Genomic DNA, 15618 nt, shown 5'->3' with positions numbered 1-15618 from the left:
TACCTCGACCCACATGCCCGGGCATCACCCACCTCGACGCCGATTCGCATGAAACAACCTTCCGCCTTGTCGGCGCTCGTCGAAGCGCTGCGCGCGCTGCCCGGAGTCGGGCCGAAGTCCGCGCAACGCATGGCGTACCACCTGATGCAGCACGACCGCGACGGCGCCGAAAAACTCGGGCGCGCGTTGCTGTTCGCGACCGAGCATCTGCAGCACTGTGAGAAGTGCAACACCTTCACAGAAGCGCAAATCTGCGAGGTGTGCCTCGACCCTGAGCGCGATCCGACGCTGCTATGCGTCGTCGAAACGCCTGCCGACCAGATCATGCTCGAGCAGACCATGACCTATCGCGGCCTGTATTTCGTGCTGATGGGCCGGCTCAGTCCGCTCGACGGCATCGGTCCGAAAGAGATACATTTCGACCGGCTGGTGAAGCGCGCGTCGGACGGCGTCGTGAAGGAGGTCGTGCTGGCCACCAATTTCACGAACGAAGGCGAAGCCACCGCGCATTACCTCGGGCAAACACTCAAGGCGCGCGGTCTCTCCGTCACGCGCCTCGCCCGCGGCGTGCCGGTGGGCGGCGAACTGGAATACGTCGACGCGGGCACCATCGCCCGCGCGATGCTCGACCGCCGCTCGATGTAGCCGCGCCCAGCGTGGCAGCGGCCTTGCAGCGTCGAGCGAGCCCGATGTGAGCGGCGCGCAAGTGCTACGCGGCTGCACGAAGACAAACAAGGAGACTATGAGCGCAACTTCCCAACCGGGCGCGGACGAGGCGCCGCAAAGCCCGCCCCCGAACTCGTCCCAAAACCCGCCGGGTCCGCTTGCCGGCGTGAAGGTGCTCGAACTCGGCACGCTGATCGCGGGCCCGTTTGCCGCCCGCTTTCTCGGCGAGTTCGGCGCCGACGTCATCAAGATCGAAGACCCCAAAGGCGGCGATCCGCTGCGCAAGTGGCGCAAGCTCTATCCCGAAGTAGGCGGTACGTCGCTCTGGTGGGCCGTGCAGGCGCGCAACAAGAAGTCGGTCACGGTCAATCTGAAGGCCGAGGAGGGCAAGGAGATCGTGCGCCGCCTCGCGCGTGAAGCGGATATCGTCGTCGAAAATTTCCGGCCTGGGCTATTGGAGAAGCTCGGGCTCGGTTACGAGGTGCTCTCGGCGGACAATCCCGGGCTCGTGATGGTGCGGCTTTCCGGCTACGGCCAGACCGGACCTTATCGCGACCGGCCCGGCTTCGGCGCGATTGCTGAATCGATGGGCGGTCTGCGCCATATCACCGGGTACCCGGATTTGCCGCCGCCGCGCATCGGCATTTCGATCGGCGATTCGATCGCGGCGCTGCACGGCGTGATCGGCGCGTTGATGGCGCTGCACCACAAGCAGGTCAACGGCGGCAAAGGCCAGGTCGTCGACGTCGCGCTTTACGAGGCCGTCTTCAACATGATGGAAAGCGTGGTGCCCGAATACGGCGTGTACGGCATGGTGCGCGAGCGCACCGGCGCATCGCTGCCGGGCATCGTGCCGTCCAATACCTATCCGTGCCGCGACGGCAGCATCGTGATCGGCGGCAATAGCGATCCGATCTTCAGGCGCTTGATGCTCGCCATAGAACGCGAAGATCTGGCGAACGACCCCGCGCTCGCGCACAACGATGGCCGCGTGCCACGCACCCATGAAATCGACGCCGCGATCGCCGCCTGGCTCGCCCCGCGCAGCATCGACGAAGCGCTCGCGGTGCTCAATGCCGCCGACGTGCCCGTCGGGCGCATCTACAGCGTAGCCGACATGTTCACCGATCCGCAGTACATCGCGCGTCAGATGATTCAGCGCTTCAAGTGGCACGACGGTCGCGAGATCACGTTGCCCGCGGTCACGCCGAAGCTCTCCGCAACGCCTGGCGAGACGCGCTGGCTCGGGCCCGAACTGGGTGAACATACGGATGAAGTCCTGCAATCGCTAGGTTATGATGCAGACCACATCGCAAGGTTGCGTGCGCAACAAGTTGTGTGAGCCACGCGTAAGCGCCGCAGACGCCCGTGGTCGTGCGCGCAAGGCGCCCGCTGGGAGCCGCAAATAAAATCGCAATAACAGAGTTTGCAAGAGCCTCGGAGACAACGAACATGCATCGCAGAAGCTTCCTCGCCGGTACCGCCGCGCTCGCGGGCGCCACGCTTTCGGCCACGCCGCTCGCTTTCGCACAAGGCAAGCTGGAAACCACCAGGGTTGCCATTGCAGTCGGCGGCAAGAACCTCTTCTACTATCTGCCGCTCACCATCGCCGAGCGCCGCAATTACTTCAAGGACGAAGGACTCGACGTCGAGATCTCCGACTTCGCCGGCGGCTCGCAGGCGTTGAAGGCGGCGGTGGGCGGCAGCGCCGACGTCGTCTCCGGCGCATTCGAACACACGCTGCTGTTGCAGGCGCAAAAGCAGTACTTCCGCGAGTTCGTCCTGCAGGGACGCGCGCCGCAAATCGTGCTCGCGGTGTCGAAGAAGACCATGCCGAGCTACAAGTCGATCGCCGACCTGCGAGGCAAGAAGATCGGCGTGACCGCGCCGGGATCGTCGACGTCGATCATGGCGAGCTTCGTGCTGGCCAAGGCCGGACTGACCGCGAAAGACGTGGCGTTCATCGGCGTGGGCGCGGGAGCCGGCGCGATTGCCGCGTTGCAGTCCGGACAGATCGACGCCCTCGCGAACCTCGACCCGGTGATGACCAAGCTGGAACGCAGCGGCGACATTCGCGTCGTCTCCGACACGCGCACGCTCGCCGATACGCGCAGCGTGTTCGGCGGCGACATGCCCGCCGGGTGCCTGTATGCGTCGCAAAGCTTCATCACGAAGAACCCGAACACCACGCAGGCGCTCACCAATGCAATGGTGCGCGCGCTCAAGTGGCTGCAGACGGCGACGGGCTCCGAGCTCATCAACACCGTGCCGGAAAGCTATCTGCTCGGCGACCGCGCGGTCTATCTCGACGCTTGGCAGCACGTGAAGGAAGCCATGTCCCCCGACGGCCTGATGCCCGCCGACGGTCCCGCCACGTCGCTCAAGACCTTGCAGGCCTTCGACGCAACGGTGCAGGGTAAGCCGATCGACGTAACGAAGACGTGGACCAACGACTTCGTCAAGAAGGCGCTGGCCACCGTCAAGGCGTGAAAACGCGCCGCGACCCACACCGAAACCGATCCACGAAGCGAGTCGAACGATGACCGTTGCAGCTCTGGCGCTCGAAAACATCACTTGCACTTTCGCCGCGCGCGACAACCGCGCACAGCGCTACACGGCGGTCAAGGACACCACGTTGCGAATCGCGCCGGGCGAGTTCGTCTCCGTGGTCGGGCCGACCGGCTGCGGCAAGTCCACTTTGCTGAACGTCGGCGCGGGCCTGCTGGCCCCGTCGGCAGGAACGGTCAGCGTGTTCGGCGAACCGCTCGCGGGCATCAACCGCCGCGCCGGCTATATGTTCCAGGCCGACGCGCTGATGCCGTGGCGCTCCGCGATCGACAATGTGCTGGCCGGCCTCGCGTTCCATGGCGTGCCGCAACAGGAAGCGCGCGAGAGGGCGGACGAGTGGCTCAAGCGCGTGGGTCTCGGCGGGTTCGGCGACCGCTATCCGCATCAACTGTCGGGCGGCATGCGCAAGCGCGTTGCGATGGCGCAGACGCTGATTCTCGATCCGGACATCATCCTGATGGACGAACCGTTTTCCGCGCTCGACATCCAGACGCGCCAGCTGATGGAAAACGAACTGCTTGACCTGTGGGCCGCAAAGCGCAAGGCGGTGCTCTTCATCACTCACGATCTCGATGAGGCGATCGCCATGTCGGACCGCGTAGTCGTGCTGTCGGCGGGGCCGGGCACGCATCCCATCGGCGAATTCACGATCGATTTGCCGCGTCCGCGCGATGTCGCGGAAATCCGCTCGCATCCGCGCTTTGTCGAGCTGCACGCGCAGATCTGGAGCGTGCTGCGCGACGAAGTGTTAAAGGGCTACCAGCAGCAATTGACCGCCGTGTGACGGCGTGCGAATGCAGCGCGTTTTACGTCTATCAATCGTGTAAGGCAAACCGAGGCAAATCGAGTCATGTGGAAGACGTTGCGCCCCAACCGGGCGAATCTGGTGATCTGGCAATGGCTGCTGCTCGTGCTGTGCTTCGTGCTCTGGTACGTGCTGACGAGCCCGACGCTATTGCCCGCGTTCTATTTCGACGATCCGAACAAGGCCGCTTTCTTCTTCGGCGAACCGCAAAAAGTCTTGCTGCGCATCTGGGAATGGTTCACGAGCGGTGAGATCTATCTGCACCTGTGGATCACGCTGCTCGAGACCGTGCTGGCCTTCGCGCTCGGCACGGGAATAGGACTCGGCGTGGGTTTGTGGCTTGCGTTGTCGCCGCTCGCGAGCGCGCTGTTCGATCCGTACATCAAGGCCGCCAACTCGATGCCGCGCGTGATCCTCGCGCCGATCTTCGGCGTGTGGTTCGGTCTTGGCATCTGGTCCAAGGTCGCGCTGGGCGTGACGCTGGTGTTCTTCATCGTGTTCTTCAACGTCTATCAGGGCGTGAAGGAAGTGAGCCCGGTGGTGCTCGCGAACGCGCGCATGCTCGGCGCGAACGGCAAGCAACTGCTGCGCTATGTGTATTTGCCGAGCGCGATGAGCTGGGTGTTTTCGAGCTTGCACACGTCGGTGGGCCTCGCGTTCGTGGGCTCGGTGGTGGGCGAGTATCTCGGCTCCGCGCGCGGCGTCGGCTATCTGATCCTGCAGGCGGAGGGCACCTTCGATATCAATACCGTGTTCGCCGGCATTCTGGTGTTGACCGCATTCGCGCTGATCCTGGATGCGATTGTGGGCATGGGCGAGCGGCATCTGATGAAGTGGCAGCCAAAGACTAGCGACACCGAAAAACTGTAGACGCCGCGAGCGCCGGAATAGCCAATAAAACAGCGTGTGGTTTGCAGGACCACACGCTGTTCTGCTTTTGGCCGGGCGCGCAGCGAGAGCCCGCCGCGCGGCAGCCCGCAGCCGCATCTCGGGTTACGGCGTGATCACCACCTTGCCGATCACGCGCCGCTCGGCCATGTCGCGCAGCGCGCGCGCCGTTTCGTCGAGTGGATAGCGCGCAGATACATACGGCTTCAGCTTACCTTCTCCGATCCAGCCGACCATCTGCCGGAACGCGGCGTGATTGCGCTCTGGCTCGCGCTTCGCAAAGTCTCCCCAGAACACGCCGACCACGCTCGCGCCTTTGAGCAGCGTCAGATTGAGCGGCAGCTTCGGAATCTCGCCGTTCGCGAAACCGACCACCAGATAGCGTCCGCGCCAGCCGATGCTGCGAAACGCCGGCTCCGCATACACGCCGCCAACCGGGTCGTAGATCACGTCCGGACCTTTGCCGTCGGTCAGCGCCTTGATGCGCTCGCGCAGATCTTCGGTGGTGTAATTGATTGTCGCGTCGGCGCCGTGCTTGACGCACACGGCGAGCTTTTCATCGCTCGACGCCGCCGCGATCACGCGCGCGCCGAGCGCCTTGCCGATTTCCACCGCCGCGAGGCCGACGCCGCCCGCCGCGCCCAGCACGAGCATCGTCTCGCCGGCTTGCAGCGCGCCGCGATCCACCACCGCGTGATGGGACGTGCCGTATGCGAGCGTGAAGGCCGCGGCCAGTTCAAGGTCGATGCCGTCCGCGAGCGGCACACAAGCCGACTCGCTCGCGAGCGCCTGCTGCGCGAAACCGCCGGAGCCCGTGAACGCAACCACGCGCGAACCGGGCGCGAACTGCGCGACACCCGCGCCGACCGCGCGCACGATGCCCGCGACCTCCGAGCCCGGCGTGAAGGGCAGCGGCGGCTTGAACTGGTACTTGTTCTCGATGATCAGCACATCGGGAAAGTTGACGGAGGCGGCCTTCACGTCGATCACCACATGCCCTGGCGGCGGCTCGAGATCGGGCAGATCTTCGACGGTGAGGCTCTCGGGCGGCCCGTATTGATTGCAGCGAATCGCGCGCATCGTGTCTCCATTCGATCGGGTTCTCAATGGCTTCGAGTGTAAAGCATGCGCACGACCGTACGCCTCGGGCTTCGGCGGACGTGCTTCGCGCGCCCCGCGCAACACGCTTGCCTGTCGTTCGCGCGCCTTCTTTCCTCGGTTACAATCGCCGCATGCGAATCCTACTCAGCAACGACGACGGTTATCTGGCGCCCGGCCTTGCCGCGCTTTACGAAGCGCTCAAGCCGCTCGCCGACGTGACCGTGATGGCGCCCGAACAGAATTGCAGCGGCGCGTCAAATTCCCTGACGCTGTCGCGGCCGCTGTCGGTCCTGCGCTCGGCAAATGGCTTCTATTACGTGAACGGCACACCGACCGACTCGGTGCACATCGCGCTGACGGGCATGCTCGACCACACGCCCGACCTCGTCGTATCGGGCATCAACAACGGCCAGAACATGGGCGAGGACACGCTCTATTCGGGTACCGTCGCTGCGGCTACTGAAGGCATCATGTTCGGCGTGCCGGCCATCGCGTTTTCGCTCGTCGATAAAGACTGGGTTCATCTCGAAGACGGAGTTCGTGTCGCCGCCGAGATCGTCGCGCATTACCTCGCGCATCCGCTGCCGGGGCATCCGCTTCTGAACGTCAATATTCCGAATCTGCCGTACGAGCAGCTGCGCGAGTGGCGCGTCACGCGTCTCGGCAAGCGGCATCCGTCGCAGCCGGTGATCCGCCAAACGAATCCGCGGGGCGAGCCGATCTACTGGATCGGCCCGTCGGGCAGCGCGCGCGACGCGAGCGAAGGTACGGATTTCCACGCAGTCGCCAATGGCCATGTGTCGATCACGCCGCTGCAACTCGATCTGACTCACACGCAGATGCTGCCGGCGGCGCACGACTGGGCCCGCGCGGGCAGCGGCGCTTCATGACGAACGAGCGCGCGAAGCGCTTCCCGCTCGGCCTCGAGGACCTGGTGCGCGAGCCGCGCCGGCCCGAAGGCCGCCCAGGGGAAGTGCGCGCGGCGGCGCTTGCCGCGAGTGCCGCGCTCAATGCGCGGCAGCAGCCGGCGAAGAATCCGCAAGCAGGTTCGGCAGGCAAGGCGCAGCCGAAGCAGGGCAGAGCGCCCGCGCCGGTCGCAGCCAGACCCGCCGTGCTGACGCCGCCCAAGCCGCTTGCCGCGCCTGCGGCAAAGACACCGCCTCGGCCCGTCGTGCAGCACGCGAGCGCAGCGCGCCCTTTGTCCGCGACTCCCGCCGCAGTGTCGTCGCCCGCGCGAACGGTGAGCAAGAGCACAGCGCCGTCCGCTTCGCAGGCGAAGTCCGCGACGGCGCGGCCAAATGAGCGCAGCAGCGCGCCGAACGTGGCTTTGAACCACGCAATGGCATTGACCTCGGAACGGGTTCGCGAACGCATGGTCGAACGCCTGCGTGCGAACGGCGTCACCGATCAGCGCGTGTTGAGCGCGATGTCCGTGGTGCCGCGTCATATGTTCGTCGATCCCGGGCTCGCGGTTCAGGCGTATGAAGATGCTGCGCTGCCTATCGGGCATCACCAGACCATCTCGAAGCCGTCGGTGGTCGCGCGCATGATCGAACTCGCCGCGGCCGGCCGCGCGCTGAACAACGTCCTCGAAATCGGTACCGGCTGCGGTTATCAGGCGGCGGTGCTGAGCCAGGTCGCGCGCGAGGTGTATTCGATCGAGCGCATCAAGCCGTTGTCGGAGCGCGCGAAGACAAACTTGCGTCCGCTGCGAATTCCGAACATCCGGCTGCACTATGGCGACGGACGCTTAGGGCTGCCCTCGGCGGCGCCTTTCGACGCGATCCTGATCGCGGCGGCGGGCCTCGACGTACCGCAAGCATTACTTGAACAACTCGCGATAGGCGGCCGCCTGATCGCGCCGGTCGGCTCGCAGGAAGGCCAAAGCCAGGTGCTGACGCTGGTCGAGCGTCTCGGGCCGGCGCAATGGCGCGAGTCGCAGCTTGATCGCGTTTTCTTTGTACCCTTAAAATCCGGAGTGATTTGACACCGATGAGTATGTTGCGCGCGATGCAAAGAACCAGTCTGAATATCCCCTTGTCCGTAACCCAGCGTAGCGTGTGCGTGCTCGCCTTGTCCCTGTTGATGACAGCCTGTGCATCCCGGCTCGATCAGGCGCCGGTCGTCGACCGCTCCGGCGGCAACGTGCTCGGCACGCAAGCGGCCCAAGCCGGGCAACAACCCGCGGCGCCGCTCGGACCGCCGCCGCCTGGCTACTATCGTGTGAAGCCGGGCGACACGCTGTATCGGATCGCACTTGAGAACGGCCAGAACTACCGCGACATTTCCGCGTGGAACAACCTCACGAACCCGAATCAGATCGAGGTCGATCAACTGCTGCGCGTGGTGCCGCCAGGCGCGAACACCGCGGCGTTGACGCCGGGTGTCGCGACTGCGCCGATTGGCAGCAATGGCGCAGTGCAATCGGCGCCGCTCAATGGCACGGCGCCGTCAACAGGTGCCGCAGCCGGCGTTGCCGCGCCGCCCATCTACGGTTCGAGCACGAGCAATGCCGCGCTCACGCCCCCGTCGGGCGCCGCTGCAGCAAGCGATTCGAATGCCGGCGCGTCTGGCAATACGAACTTCTCCTGGCCTGTGCGCGGCCCGCTGCTCGGCACCTTTAACGATTCGACAAACAAAGGCGTCAATATCGGCGGCTCGGCGGGCGAAGCGGTCAAGGCGTCCGCAGACGGCCGCGTGGTTTATGCCGGAAATGGGCTGCGTGGTTACGGCAATCTCATTATCATCAAGCATGACGCAACTTATCTCACCGCGTATGCACACAACCGTGCTTTGATGGTAAAAGAGGGGGACGCGGTAACGAAAGGGCAGAAAATCGCCGAGATGGGTAACAGCGATTCAGACCGCGTCATGTTGCATTTCGAAGTTCGCCGGCAGGGTAAACCTGTCGACCCACTGAAGTATTTGCCGCCGCAATAAGCGATACGACCATGCCGAAATCGAAGCGCCGCCTGCCGCAAGCCGAATCTGAAACGATCAGCGATGCCACGTCCGCTTCGGTGGACGACAGCGGCGCTTCGGAAACGGAAGAAGAGCTTGCGGAGGACCGCGAGCTCGACGACCGTCAGGGCGCGGAAGAAGGCGGCGAGGCCGGCGACGCGCGCGAGGGCGCAAGCGAGGTGGTACCCGACGCGGACGACTTCCGCGCGCTGCTGCAAGCCGAGCTGACGGCCGACACGATCCAGCACTATCTGAACCGCATCAGCGTGAAGCCGCTCCTCACTGTCGAGGAAGAGCAGAAATACTCGCGTCTCGCGAAGGCAGGCGAGTTCGAAGCGCGGCAGGTCATGATCGAGCGCAATCTGCGGCTTGTCGTCAGCATCGCTAAGGGTTATCTGAATCGCGGCGTGCCGCTTCTCGATCTGATCGAAGAGGGCAACCTTGGCCTGATGCATGCCATCGAGAAATTCGATCCTACACGCGGCTTCCGGTTTTCTACTTACGCGACCTGGTGGATCCGACAGAGCATCGAGCGCGCGATCATGAACCAGGCGCGCACCGTGCGCTTGCCGGTGCACGTGATTCGCGAGCTCAATCAGGTGCTGCGGGCGAAGCGCCATCTGGAAAAAAATTCGATGAATTCGGGCGAAGCCGCCGAGCGCCGCGACGCCAGCATCGACGACATCGCTTATCTGACCGGCAAGACCACCGACGAAGTCACGGACATTCTGGCGCTCAACGAGCACACGGCCTCGCTCGACGCGCCGCTCGATCTCGATCCGGCCAGCAGTCTGCTCGATCTGTTGTCGGACGACCAGAGCCAGTCGCCCGATGCGGAGGTTCAGCATCGCGAGCTCGAAACGCTTACGCGTGCGTGGCTTGCGCGCCTGTCGGACAAGCATCGCCACGTGATCGAGCGCCGCTTCGGTCTCAACCATATCGAACCCGCCACGCTCGAAGAGCTGGCCGACGAAATGGGCCTCACGCGCGAGCGTGTGCGCCAGATCCAACAGGAAGCGCTCGTGCGGTTAAAGCGCTTCTTCGCCTCCAACGGCGTTCGGAAAGACGCCGTACTCTGATTTGATGACACCCATTCTAGTTTTCGACATCGAGACGATTCCCGATGTCGCCGGCATCCGCCGTCTCGAAGATTTGCCCGCCACGATGAGCGACGCCGAAGTCGCTGAACATGCGTTCGCCGCGCGTCGCGAGAAAACCGGCAGCGATTTTCTGCCGCATCACCTGCAACGTATCGCCGCGATTTCCTGCGTGTTCCGCGACAACAATGGCTTTCGCGTGCGCTCGCTCGGTACGCCCGAAGACGGCGAAGCGGCGCTCGTGCAGTCGTTTTATCGCGTGATCGAGAAGTACACGCCGCAACTGGTCTCATGGAACGGCGGCGGCTTCGACCTGCCGGTGCTGAACTACCGTGCGCTCGTCAACGGCATTCCGGCTTACCGGTTCTGGGATCTCGGCGAGGACGACCGCGAGTTCAAGTGGAACAACTACATTAGCCGCTACCACGCGCGTCACACAGATCTGATGGACGTGCTCGCCATGTACCAGGCGCGCGCCAACGCGCCGCTCGACGCGCTCGCGAAAATGTGCGGCTTTCCGGGCAAGATGGGCATGGACGGCAGCCAGGTGTGGCACGCGTATCAGGAAGGGCGCATCGAGGAAATCCGCAACTACTGCGAGACGGACGTCGTGAATACGTATCTGCTCTATTGCCGCTTCCAGTTGATTCGCGGCGGGTTCTCCGCCGCGGAGTATGCTGATGAGATCAATCTGGTGAAGAACGCTCTGGCGCTCGAAACCGCGCCGCAATGGGCGGAATATCTGGCGGCGTTCGATCAGTAGCAGTGCCGCTGTGTGCACGGGGCCAAGGCGTCGTGCGCGCCGGCTTCGTCTACAATCTCGCCTTTCCCAAGTTTGTCAGGAAGTCGCAGGTGTCCCGAACTGCTCCCCACCGCCGCTCGCCGAAGCGCCCGTCCAGATACCACAAGGCGCCCGTTGCGGCTGCGCCGCTCGTTCCTACCGGCAATGAGCCGGTCGTCGAAATTGTTTCACTCGATATGGAAGCGCGCGGGGTCGGCCGCCTGGAGACCGAGGACGGCACGCCCGGCAAGGTGATTTTCGTAGAAGGCGCGCTGCCCGGCGAGCGCGTGAGCTACTCGACGCATCGCAGCAAGCCGAAGTTCGAGCAGGCCGAAGTCGTTCAGGTGTTCCGCGAAAGCGTGCTGCGCACCGCGCCGAAATGCACTTACTTCGATATTTGCGGCGGCTGCTCGATGCAGCATCTCGACATTCGCGCGCAGGTCGCGGTCAAGCAGCGCGTGCTCGAAGACAATCTTCAGCATCTCGCGAAACTGCGCCCCGAAACGGTGTTCCGGCCGATTCACGGACCGGCCTGGGGCTATCGCTATCGCGCGCGTCTCGCGGTGCGTTTTCTGCCGGAAAAGGGCGGCATGCGCATCGGCTTTCACGAGAAGAAGAGCAGCTATATCGCGGACATGAAAACCTGCGAAGTGCTGCCGCCACATGTGTCTGCCATGCTGATGCCGCTGCGCTTCATGGTGCGCAAGCTCTCGATTTACGACCGCATGCCGCAGCTCGAACTGGCGGTCGGTTCGTCGGTGACCGCGCTGGTGGTGCGCAACCTCGAGCCTTTGACCGAGGCCGACGAGCAGGTGCTGCGCGAGTTCGCCGACGAGCACAAGGTGCAGTTCTGGATTCAGCCCGGCGGGCCGGACACGGTTACGCCGCTGTATCCGCTTGACGTGCAGCTCGACTACACGCTGCCCGAATACGACATTCGCATGCCGTTCAAGCCGACCGACTTCACGCAGGTCAATCACGCGATCAACCGCGTGCTGGTGAGCCGCGCGCTGCGCTTGCTGGCACCCGCGCGCACGGACCGCGTGCTCGATCTTTTCTGCGGGATCGGCAATTTCACGCTGCCGCTCGCGCGTATCGCGAAAGAGGTGGTGGGTATCGAGGGCAGCGAAGTGCTGACTTCACGCGCGCTGGCGAACGCGGAACTGAACGGCGTTGCGGGGCATACGTCGTTTGCCTGCCGTAATCTGTTTGAAGTCACCGCTGACGATATCCGCGCGCTCGGTCGCTTCGACAAGTTCCTGATCGATCCGCCGCGTGAAGGCGCGCTGGCCGTCGCGAAGGCGCTGGCCGACATCGCGCAGAGCGGCAATGGGCCGCTGCCCACGCGCATCGTCTACGTGTCGTGCAATCCGTCCACGCTTGCCCGCGACTCCGGCCTGCTCGTGCACGAAGCGGGCTACCGGCTGGTGGGCGCGGGCGTCGTCAATATGTTCCCGCACACGTCGCATGTGGAGTCGATTGCGCTGTTCGAGCGCGACTGATTGCAGGCGCCGCGCGCACGCGCTTCGCGCTCACGCACAAAGCAAAACGCCACGACTGTGAAGTCGTGGCGTTTTGTTTTGAAGCAATGTCTCGCCGGTTTTCAAGCCGGCGCGCGGCTTAGAACTGCCACCACGATTTTTCCTTGCCCGGCCTTGCACGGCCCGTGACGTAAGGACTGTCGGGGAAAGTGCCGGCGAGCACGCGCTTTGTGTCGTCAGCAAGTTGCGGCTGGTTCAGCTTCTGATACGACAGCATCATGATGTGCAGCGCGTCTTCAATGGCCGGCGCGTTCTTGTATTCCTTCAACGCGAGTTGCGCGCGATTGATCGCGGCCACATAAGCGCCGCGGCGGTAGTAGTAGTCCGCCGCATGAACTTCGTGCGACGCCAGCGCGTTCACGATGTAGCGCATGCGTTGCGCGGCGTCCGGCGCGTATTTGCTGTTCGGGTATTTGTCGACCACGACCTTGAACGCGTCATACGACTCGCGCAGCGATTTTGGATCGCGCTCACTCATGTCCTGGCCGGAAAAGCGGCCGAAGAGACCCAGGTCGTCGTTGAAGTGGATCATGCCCTTCAGGTAGTACGCATAGGCGATGTCCGGATGATCCGGGTGCAGCTGGATGAAGCGGTCGATAGCCTGGTCTGCGGCCGCGGTTTCATTGTCTTTCCAGTTGCAGTAGGCAACGTTGATCTGCGCCTGTTGGGCGAAGTGGCCGAACGGGTCCCGGCCCTCGAGCATTTCGAAGTATTTCGCGCACTTGCCGAAGTCGCCACCGCTCAGGGCGTCGTTCGCCTCCGTATATAATTTGTTGTTGTTCCACGTTGCCGTTTCGTCGGTCTTCTCCGGCAGGCCGTGGCAAGCCGCAACAACCGCGACGGCTGCGGCACACGCAATGTATCCGGCCACTTTCCGGGCCGCGCTCTTCATGGCCTTCAAATTGATCGCCGCTTTAGTGATGGTGTTCAAGGCTCGCATTTTCCAGTCTAGCTTTACGTCCAGGTGACCCAGACTCAATGACCCGCTCAAATACTCCAGGCGCTGCAACCGGTGCCCGGAATAGCAACGAAGATTATAACGTAAGCGCCGACCCCGCCGACGCGTTAGGCCCCGATTCGCTCGACGACGACCTCGGCGCCGAGGCACTCGGCACGGCCGCGCTGGCGGGCACTGTGCCGACGGTGGCCAATCGCGTCGCAGACGAAACGCCGCGCACTGTCGTCGTGCCCGACGAACTGGCGGGCGAGCGCCTCGACAAGGTGATCGCGCGCCTTTTCCCCGAATTCTCGCGCAACCGTCTGCAAAGCTGGATCGAGGCCGAGCGCGTGCGGATCGACGGCAAGCCGGCAAAGATTCGCCAGCCGGTGCCGCTCGGCGCAACCATCGAGCTTGTGCCCGACCTGCTACCCGAGCAGCTCGCCTTCACGCCGGAGCCGGTGCCGCTCGAGATCGTCTACGAGGACGACACGCTCGTCGTCATCAACAAGCCGGCCGGCATGGTCGTGCATCCGGCGGCCGGCAACTGGAGCGGTACCGTGCTGAACGGTCTGCTGTACCGTTACGGCGACGCGGCGGCGGGCTTGCCGCGCGCGGGCATCGTGCATCGGCTCGACAAGGAGACCTCCGGGTTGATGGTGGTCGCGCGTACGCTCGAGGCGCAAACCGACCTCGTGCGCCAGTTGCAGGCGCGCACGGTGAAGCGCCGCTACCTCGCGCTGGTGTGGGGCAGCATGCCGGAAGAAGGCACGATCGACGCGCCGATCGGCCGCGATCCGCGCGAGCGCACGCGCATGGCGGTAGTGACGGGCGCGTCGGGCAAACCGGCGCGCACGCATTTCCGGCGTGTCGATACGGCAATCTGGCAACGGCAGCCGGTGACCGCGATTCACTGCGATCTCGAAACCGGCCGCACGCATCAGATTCGCGTGCACTGCGCGCATATCGGCCATCCGCTGCTTGGCGATCCGGTGTATGGGCGCGTGCGGGGCAAGCGTTCGGTGACGCCGCTGCCGGGCGAGTTCGCGCGCCAGGCGCTGCACGCGTGGCGCCTCGGCCTGATTCATCCGAAAACCGGCCGCACGATGCAATGGCGCGCGGACGTGCCGGAAGACATGGCGACGCTGTCGGCGGCGCTCGGCCTCGGTCGCGACGATGCAGGCGAATTCGACGAGACGTACTATGAGGAAGACGGCTATGAAGCGGCGCCGGGCGACGAGCTGATCGAGCTCGACGAGTACGAAGAAGACGACGACGCTGCCCATCACCCCCAGCAAGACGAGGACGACCGCGCATGACGAGCCTGCCCGAACTGACTTTTGCCGACGTCGTGCAACCCGCATGGAACGTCGCGCCGCGCGTACGCGCGCTCGTCACCACGCGCAGCGGCGGCGTAAGCGAGCCGCCGTTCGGCCGCTGGCAGGACGGCGCGGACCAGCCCGGCGGCCTCAATCTGGGGATGAAGTCCGGTGACGATCCGGCCGCGGTCGCGGCCAATCGCGCGCGGCTTCTCGCGCTCGCCGGCGTGAGCGAGGCGGCCTGGCTCGCGCAGGTGCACGGCGCGCACATTCTGCGCGCCGAAGACGCGCTTAGCGAAGCACAGGCTAACGGCGCGCCGCCGCAAGCGGACGCGAGCGTCACCGACCGCGCGGGCCTCGCCTGCGTGGTGATGGTGGCGGACTGCATGCCGGTGCTTCTGTGCGACGAGGCAGGGCGCGCGGTGGGTGCCGCGCATGCGGGATGGCGCGGACTCGCGGCAGGCATCGTCGAGCAGACGGCCGGACGTGTCGCCGAACTCGCCGGCGTGCAGGCGAACGGGTTGCATGCCTATCTCGGACCGTGCATCGGACCTGAGTCGTTCGAGGTCGGGACCGATGTGCGCGACGCCTTCATGCATGCCGCAAGCGAGAACGAACGCGATGCCACCGCAGCCGCGTTCGTCGCGCATCCGCGCAACGCCGGCAAATACCACGCGGATCTTCCGGCGCTGGCTCGCCTGCGCTTGCAGCGGCTCGGCGTTACGCGCATCGAGGGCGGAGATCTGTGCACGGTCAGCGACCGCGAGCGCTTCTATTCGTACCGCCGCGACCGCGAGACGGGGCGCATGGCCGCGCTGATCTGGCTGGACGACCACGCGCAGACACTCGGCGACTGACACGCAAAGAGTGTTCGGCGGTGTGCAAATCGTTGCGGCAAGCATCGCTCATGCGGGATCTGTTCGCGCACGCCGTCGCGCGTTTTTGCTGCATCGC

15 protein-coding genes are annotated in these 15618 nt (G+C 64.6%); 13 read left to right on the top strand and 2 right to left on the bottom strand.

Features of this window, described 5'->3' with window-relative positions; translation table 11 throughout:
* Positions 1 to 48 precede the first annotated feature (48 nt).
* The 5 genes from recR (at position 49) to A3AC_RS0114415 (ending at position 4909) form a co-directional block, all read left to right on the top strand.
* The gene (recR, locus tag A3AC_RS0114435) at positions 49 to 645 is read left to right on the top strand and encodes a recombination mediator RecR (protein ID WP_025599657.1); all 597 of its coding nucleotides are present in this window, start codon (positions 49 to 51) and stop codon (positions 643 to 645) included.
* A 97-nt stretch (positions 646 to 742) separates the two neighbouring features.
* Entirely contained in the window at positions 743 to 2008 is a 1266-nt protein-coding gene (locus tag A3AC_RS0114430; RefSeq protein ID WP_025599656.1) for a CaiB/BaiF CoA transferase family protein, read from the top strand.
* 110 nt (positions 2009 to 2118) lie between these two features.
* The gene (locus A3AC_RS0114425; RefSeq protein ID WP_025599655.1) at positions 2119 to 3156 is read left to right on the top strand and encodes an ABC transporter substrate-binding protein; all 1038 of its coding nucleotides are present in this window, start codon (positions 2119 to 2121) and stop codon (positions 3154 to 3156) included.
* Between the two features lie 49 nt (positions 3157 to 3205).
* Positions 3206 to 4018: an ABC transporter ATP-binding protein gene (locus A3AC_RS0114420; RefSeq protein ID WP_025599654.1), complete on the top strand. Its 813-nt coding sequence runs from the start codon at positions 3206 to 3208 to the stop codon at positions 4016 to 4018.
* A 66-nt stretch (positions 4019 to 4084) separates the two neighbouring features.
* Complete coding sequence (locus A3AC_RS0114415; RefSeq protein ID WP_025599653.1) at positions 4085 to 4909, top strand: ABC transporter permease; 825 nt, start codon at positions 4085 to 4087, stop codon at positions 4907 to 4909.
* Between the two features lie 123 nt (positions 4910 to 5032).
* Here the strand turns inward: A3AC_RS0114415 and A3AC_RS0114410 are convergent, their stop codons facing one another.
* Positions 5033 to 6007, bottom strand: a complete 975-nt coding sequence (locus tag A3AC_RS0114410) for an NADPH:quinone oxidoreductase family protein (protein ID WP_025599652.1) — start codon at positions 6005 to 6007, stop codon at positions 5033 to 5035.
* Positions 6008 to 6159: 152 nt separating this feature from the next.
* Between A3AC_RS0114410 and surE the strand changes: the two genes are divergently transcribed.
* The 6 genes from surE (at position 6160) to rlmD (ending at position 12369) form a co-directional block, all read left to right on the top strand.
* Complete coding sequence (gene surE / locus A3AC_RS0114405; protein WP_025599651.1) at positions 6160 to 6918, top strand: 5'/3'-nucleotidase SurE; 759 nt, start codon at positions 6160 to 6162, stop codon at positions 6916 to 6918.
* A complete protein-coding gene (locus A3AC_RS0114400; RefSeq protein ID WP_025599650.1) occupies positions 6915 to 8015 on the top strand; it encodes a protein-L-isoaspartate(D-aspartate) O-methyltransferase in 1101 nt (366 codons plus the stop codon). The genes surE and A3AC_RS0114400 overlap by 4 nt, the downstream gene beginning before the upstream one ends.
* Before the next feature lie 5 nt (positions 8016 to 8020).
* Entirely contained in the window at positions 8021 to 8968 is a 948-nt protein-coding gene (locus A3AC_RS0114395) for a peptidoglycan DD-metalloendopeptidase family protein (protein WP_025599649.1), read from the top strand.
* 11 nt (positions 8969 to 8979) lie between these two features.
* A complete protein-coding gene (gene rpoS / locus A3AC_RS0114390; RefSeq protein WP_025599648.1) occupies positions 8980 to 10068 on the top strand; it encodes an RNA polymerase sigma factor RpoS in 1089 nt (362 codons plus the stop codon).
* A 4-nt stretch (positions 10069 to 10072) separates the two neighbouring features.
* A complete protein-coding gene (locus A3AC_RS0114385) occupies positions 10073 to 10849 on the top strand; it encodes a 3'-5' exonuclease (RefSeq protein WP_025599647.1) in 777 nt (258 codons plus the stop codon).
* Between the two features lie 89 nt (positions 10850 to 10938).
* Positions 10939 to 12369 carry a 23S rRNA (uracil(1939)-C(5))-methyltransferase RlmD gene (gene rlmD, locus A3AC_RS0114380; protein ID WP_025599645.1) on the top strand — a complete coding sequence of 477 codons (1431 nt, stop codon included), beginning with the start codon at positions 10939 to 10941 and terminating at the stop codon, positions 12367 to 12369.
* A 118-nt stretch (positions 12370 to 12487) separates the two neighbouring features.
* Here rlmD and A3AC_RS0114375 read toward each other — a convergent pair whose 3' ends face one another.
* The gene (locus A3AC_RS0114375) at positions 12488 to 13300 is read right to left on the bottom strand and encodes an outer membrane protein assembly factor BamD (protein WP_232231944.1); all 813 of its coding nucleotides are present in this window, start codon (positions 13298 to 13300) and stop codon (positions 12488 to 12490) included.
* Between the two features lie 86 nt (positions 13301 to 13386).
* Here A3AC_RS0114375 and A3AC_RS0114370 point away from each other — a divergent pair, with 86 nt between their 5' ends.
* The gene (locus tag A3AC_RS0114370) at positions 13387 to 14664 is read left to right on the top strand and encodes an RluA family pseudouridine synthase (RefSeq protein WP_025599642.1); all 1278 of its coding nucleotides are present in this window, start codon (positions 13387 to 13389) and stop codon (positions 14662 to 14664) included.
* Positions 14661 to 15521, top strand: coding sequence for a peptidoglycan editing factor PgeF (pgeF, locus tag A3AC_RS0114365; protein WP_025599641.1), 861 nt, complete (start codon positions 14661 to 14663; stop codon positions 15519 to 15521). The genes A3AC_RS0114370 and pgeF overlap by 4 nt, the downstream gene beginning before the upstream one ends.
* Positions 15522 to 15618: the final 97 nt, after the last annotated feature.

The organism is Burkholderia sp. WSM2230 (assembly GCF_000472445.1).
In the GTDB taxonomy this organism is placed as follows: domain Bacteria; phylum Pseudomonadota; class Gammaproteobacteria; order Burkholderiales; family Burkholderiaceae; genus Paraburkholderia.
Note: the sequence above shows the minus strand (reverse complement) of the source record. Positions and strands in the feature narration are given on the sequence as shown.

Excerpts from the sequence above, each read along its gene's own strand:
- recR (WP_025599657.1), top strand. The coding sequence starts at position 49 with ATGAAACAACCTTCCGCCTTGTCGGCGCTCGTCGAAGCGCTGCGCGCG.
- A3AC_RS0114430 (WP_025599656.1), top strand. The coding sequence starts at position 743 with ATGAGCGCAACTTCCCAACCGGGCGCGGACGAGGCGCCGCAAAGCCCG.
- A3AC_RS0114425 (WP_025599655.1), top strand. The coding sequence starts at position 2,119 with ATGCATCGCAGAAGCTTCCTCGCCGGTACCGCCGCGCTCGCGGGCGCC.
- A3AC_RS0114420 (WP_025599654.1), top strand. The coding sequence starts at position 3,206 with ATGACCGTTGCAGCTCTGGCGCTCGAAAACATCACTTGCACTTTCGCC.
- A3AC_RS0114415 (WP_025599653.1), top strand. The coding sequence starts at position 4,085 with ATGTGGAAGACGTTGCGCCCCAACCGGGCGAATCTGGTGATCTGGCAA.
- A3AC_RS0114410 (WP_025599652.1), bottom strand. The coding sequence starts at position 6,007 with ATGCGCGCGATTCGCTGCAATCAATACGGGCCGCCCGAGAGCCTCACC.
- surE (WP_025599651.1), top strand. The coding sequence starts at position 6,160 with ATGCGAATCCTACTCAGCAACGACGACGGTTATCTGGCGCCCGGCCTT.
- A3AC_RS0114400 (WP_025599650.1), top strand. The coding sequence starts at position 6,915 with ATGACGAACGAGCGCGCGAAGCGCTTCCCGCTCGGCCTCGAGGACCTG.
- A3AC_RS0114395 (WP_025599649.1), top strand. The coding sequence starts at position 8,021 with ATGAGTATGTTGCGCGCGATGCAAAGAACCAGTCTGAATATCCCCTTG.
- rpoS (WP_025599648.1), top strand. The coding sequence starts at position 8,980 with ATGCCGAAATCGAAGCGCCGCCTGCCGCAAGCCGAATCTGAAACGATC.
- A3AC_RS0114385 (WP_025599647.1), top strand. The coding sequence starts at position 10,073 with ATGACACCCATTCTAGTTTTCGACATCGAGACGATTCCCGATGTCGCC.
- A3AC_RS0114375 (WP_232231944.1), bottom strand. The coding sequence starts at position 13,300 with ATGAAGAGCGCGGCCCGGAAAGTGGCCGGATACATTGCGTGTGCCGCA.
- A3AC_RS0114370 (WP_025599642.1), top strand. The coding sequence starts at position 13,387 with ATGACCCGCTCAAATACTCCAGGCGCTGCAACCGGTGCCCGGAATAGC.
- pgeF (WP_025599641.1), top strand. The coding sequence starts at position 14,661 with ATGACGAGCCTGCCCGAACTGACTTTTGCCGACGTCGTGCAACCCGCA.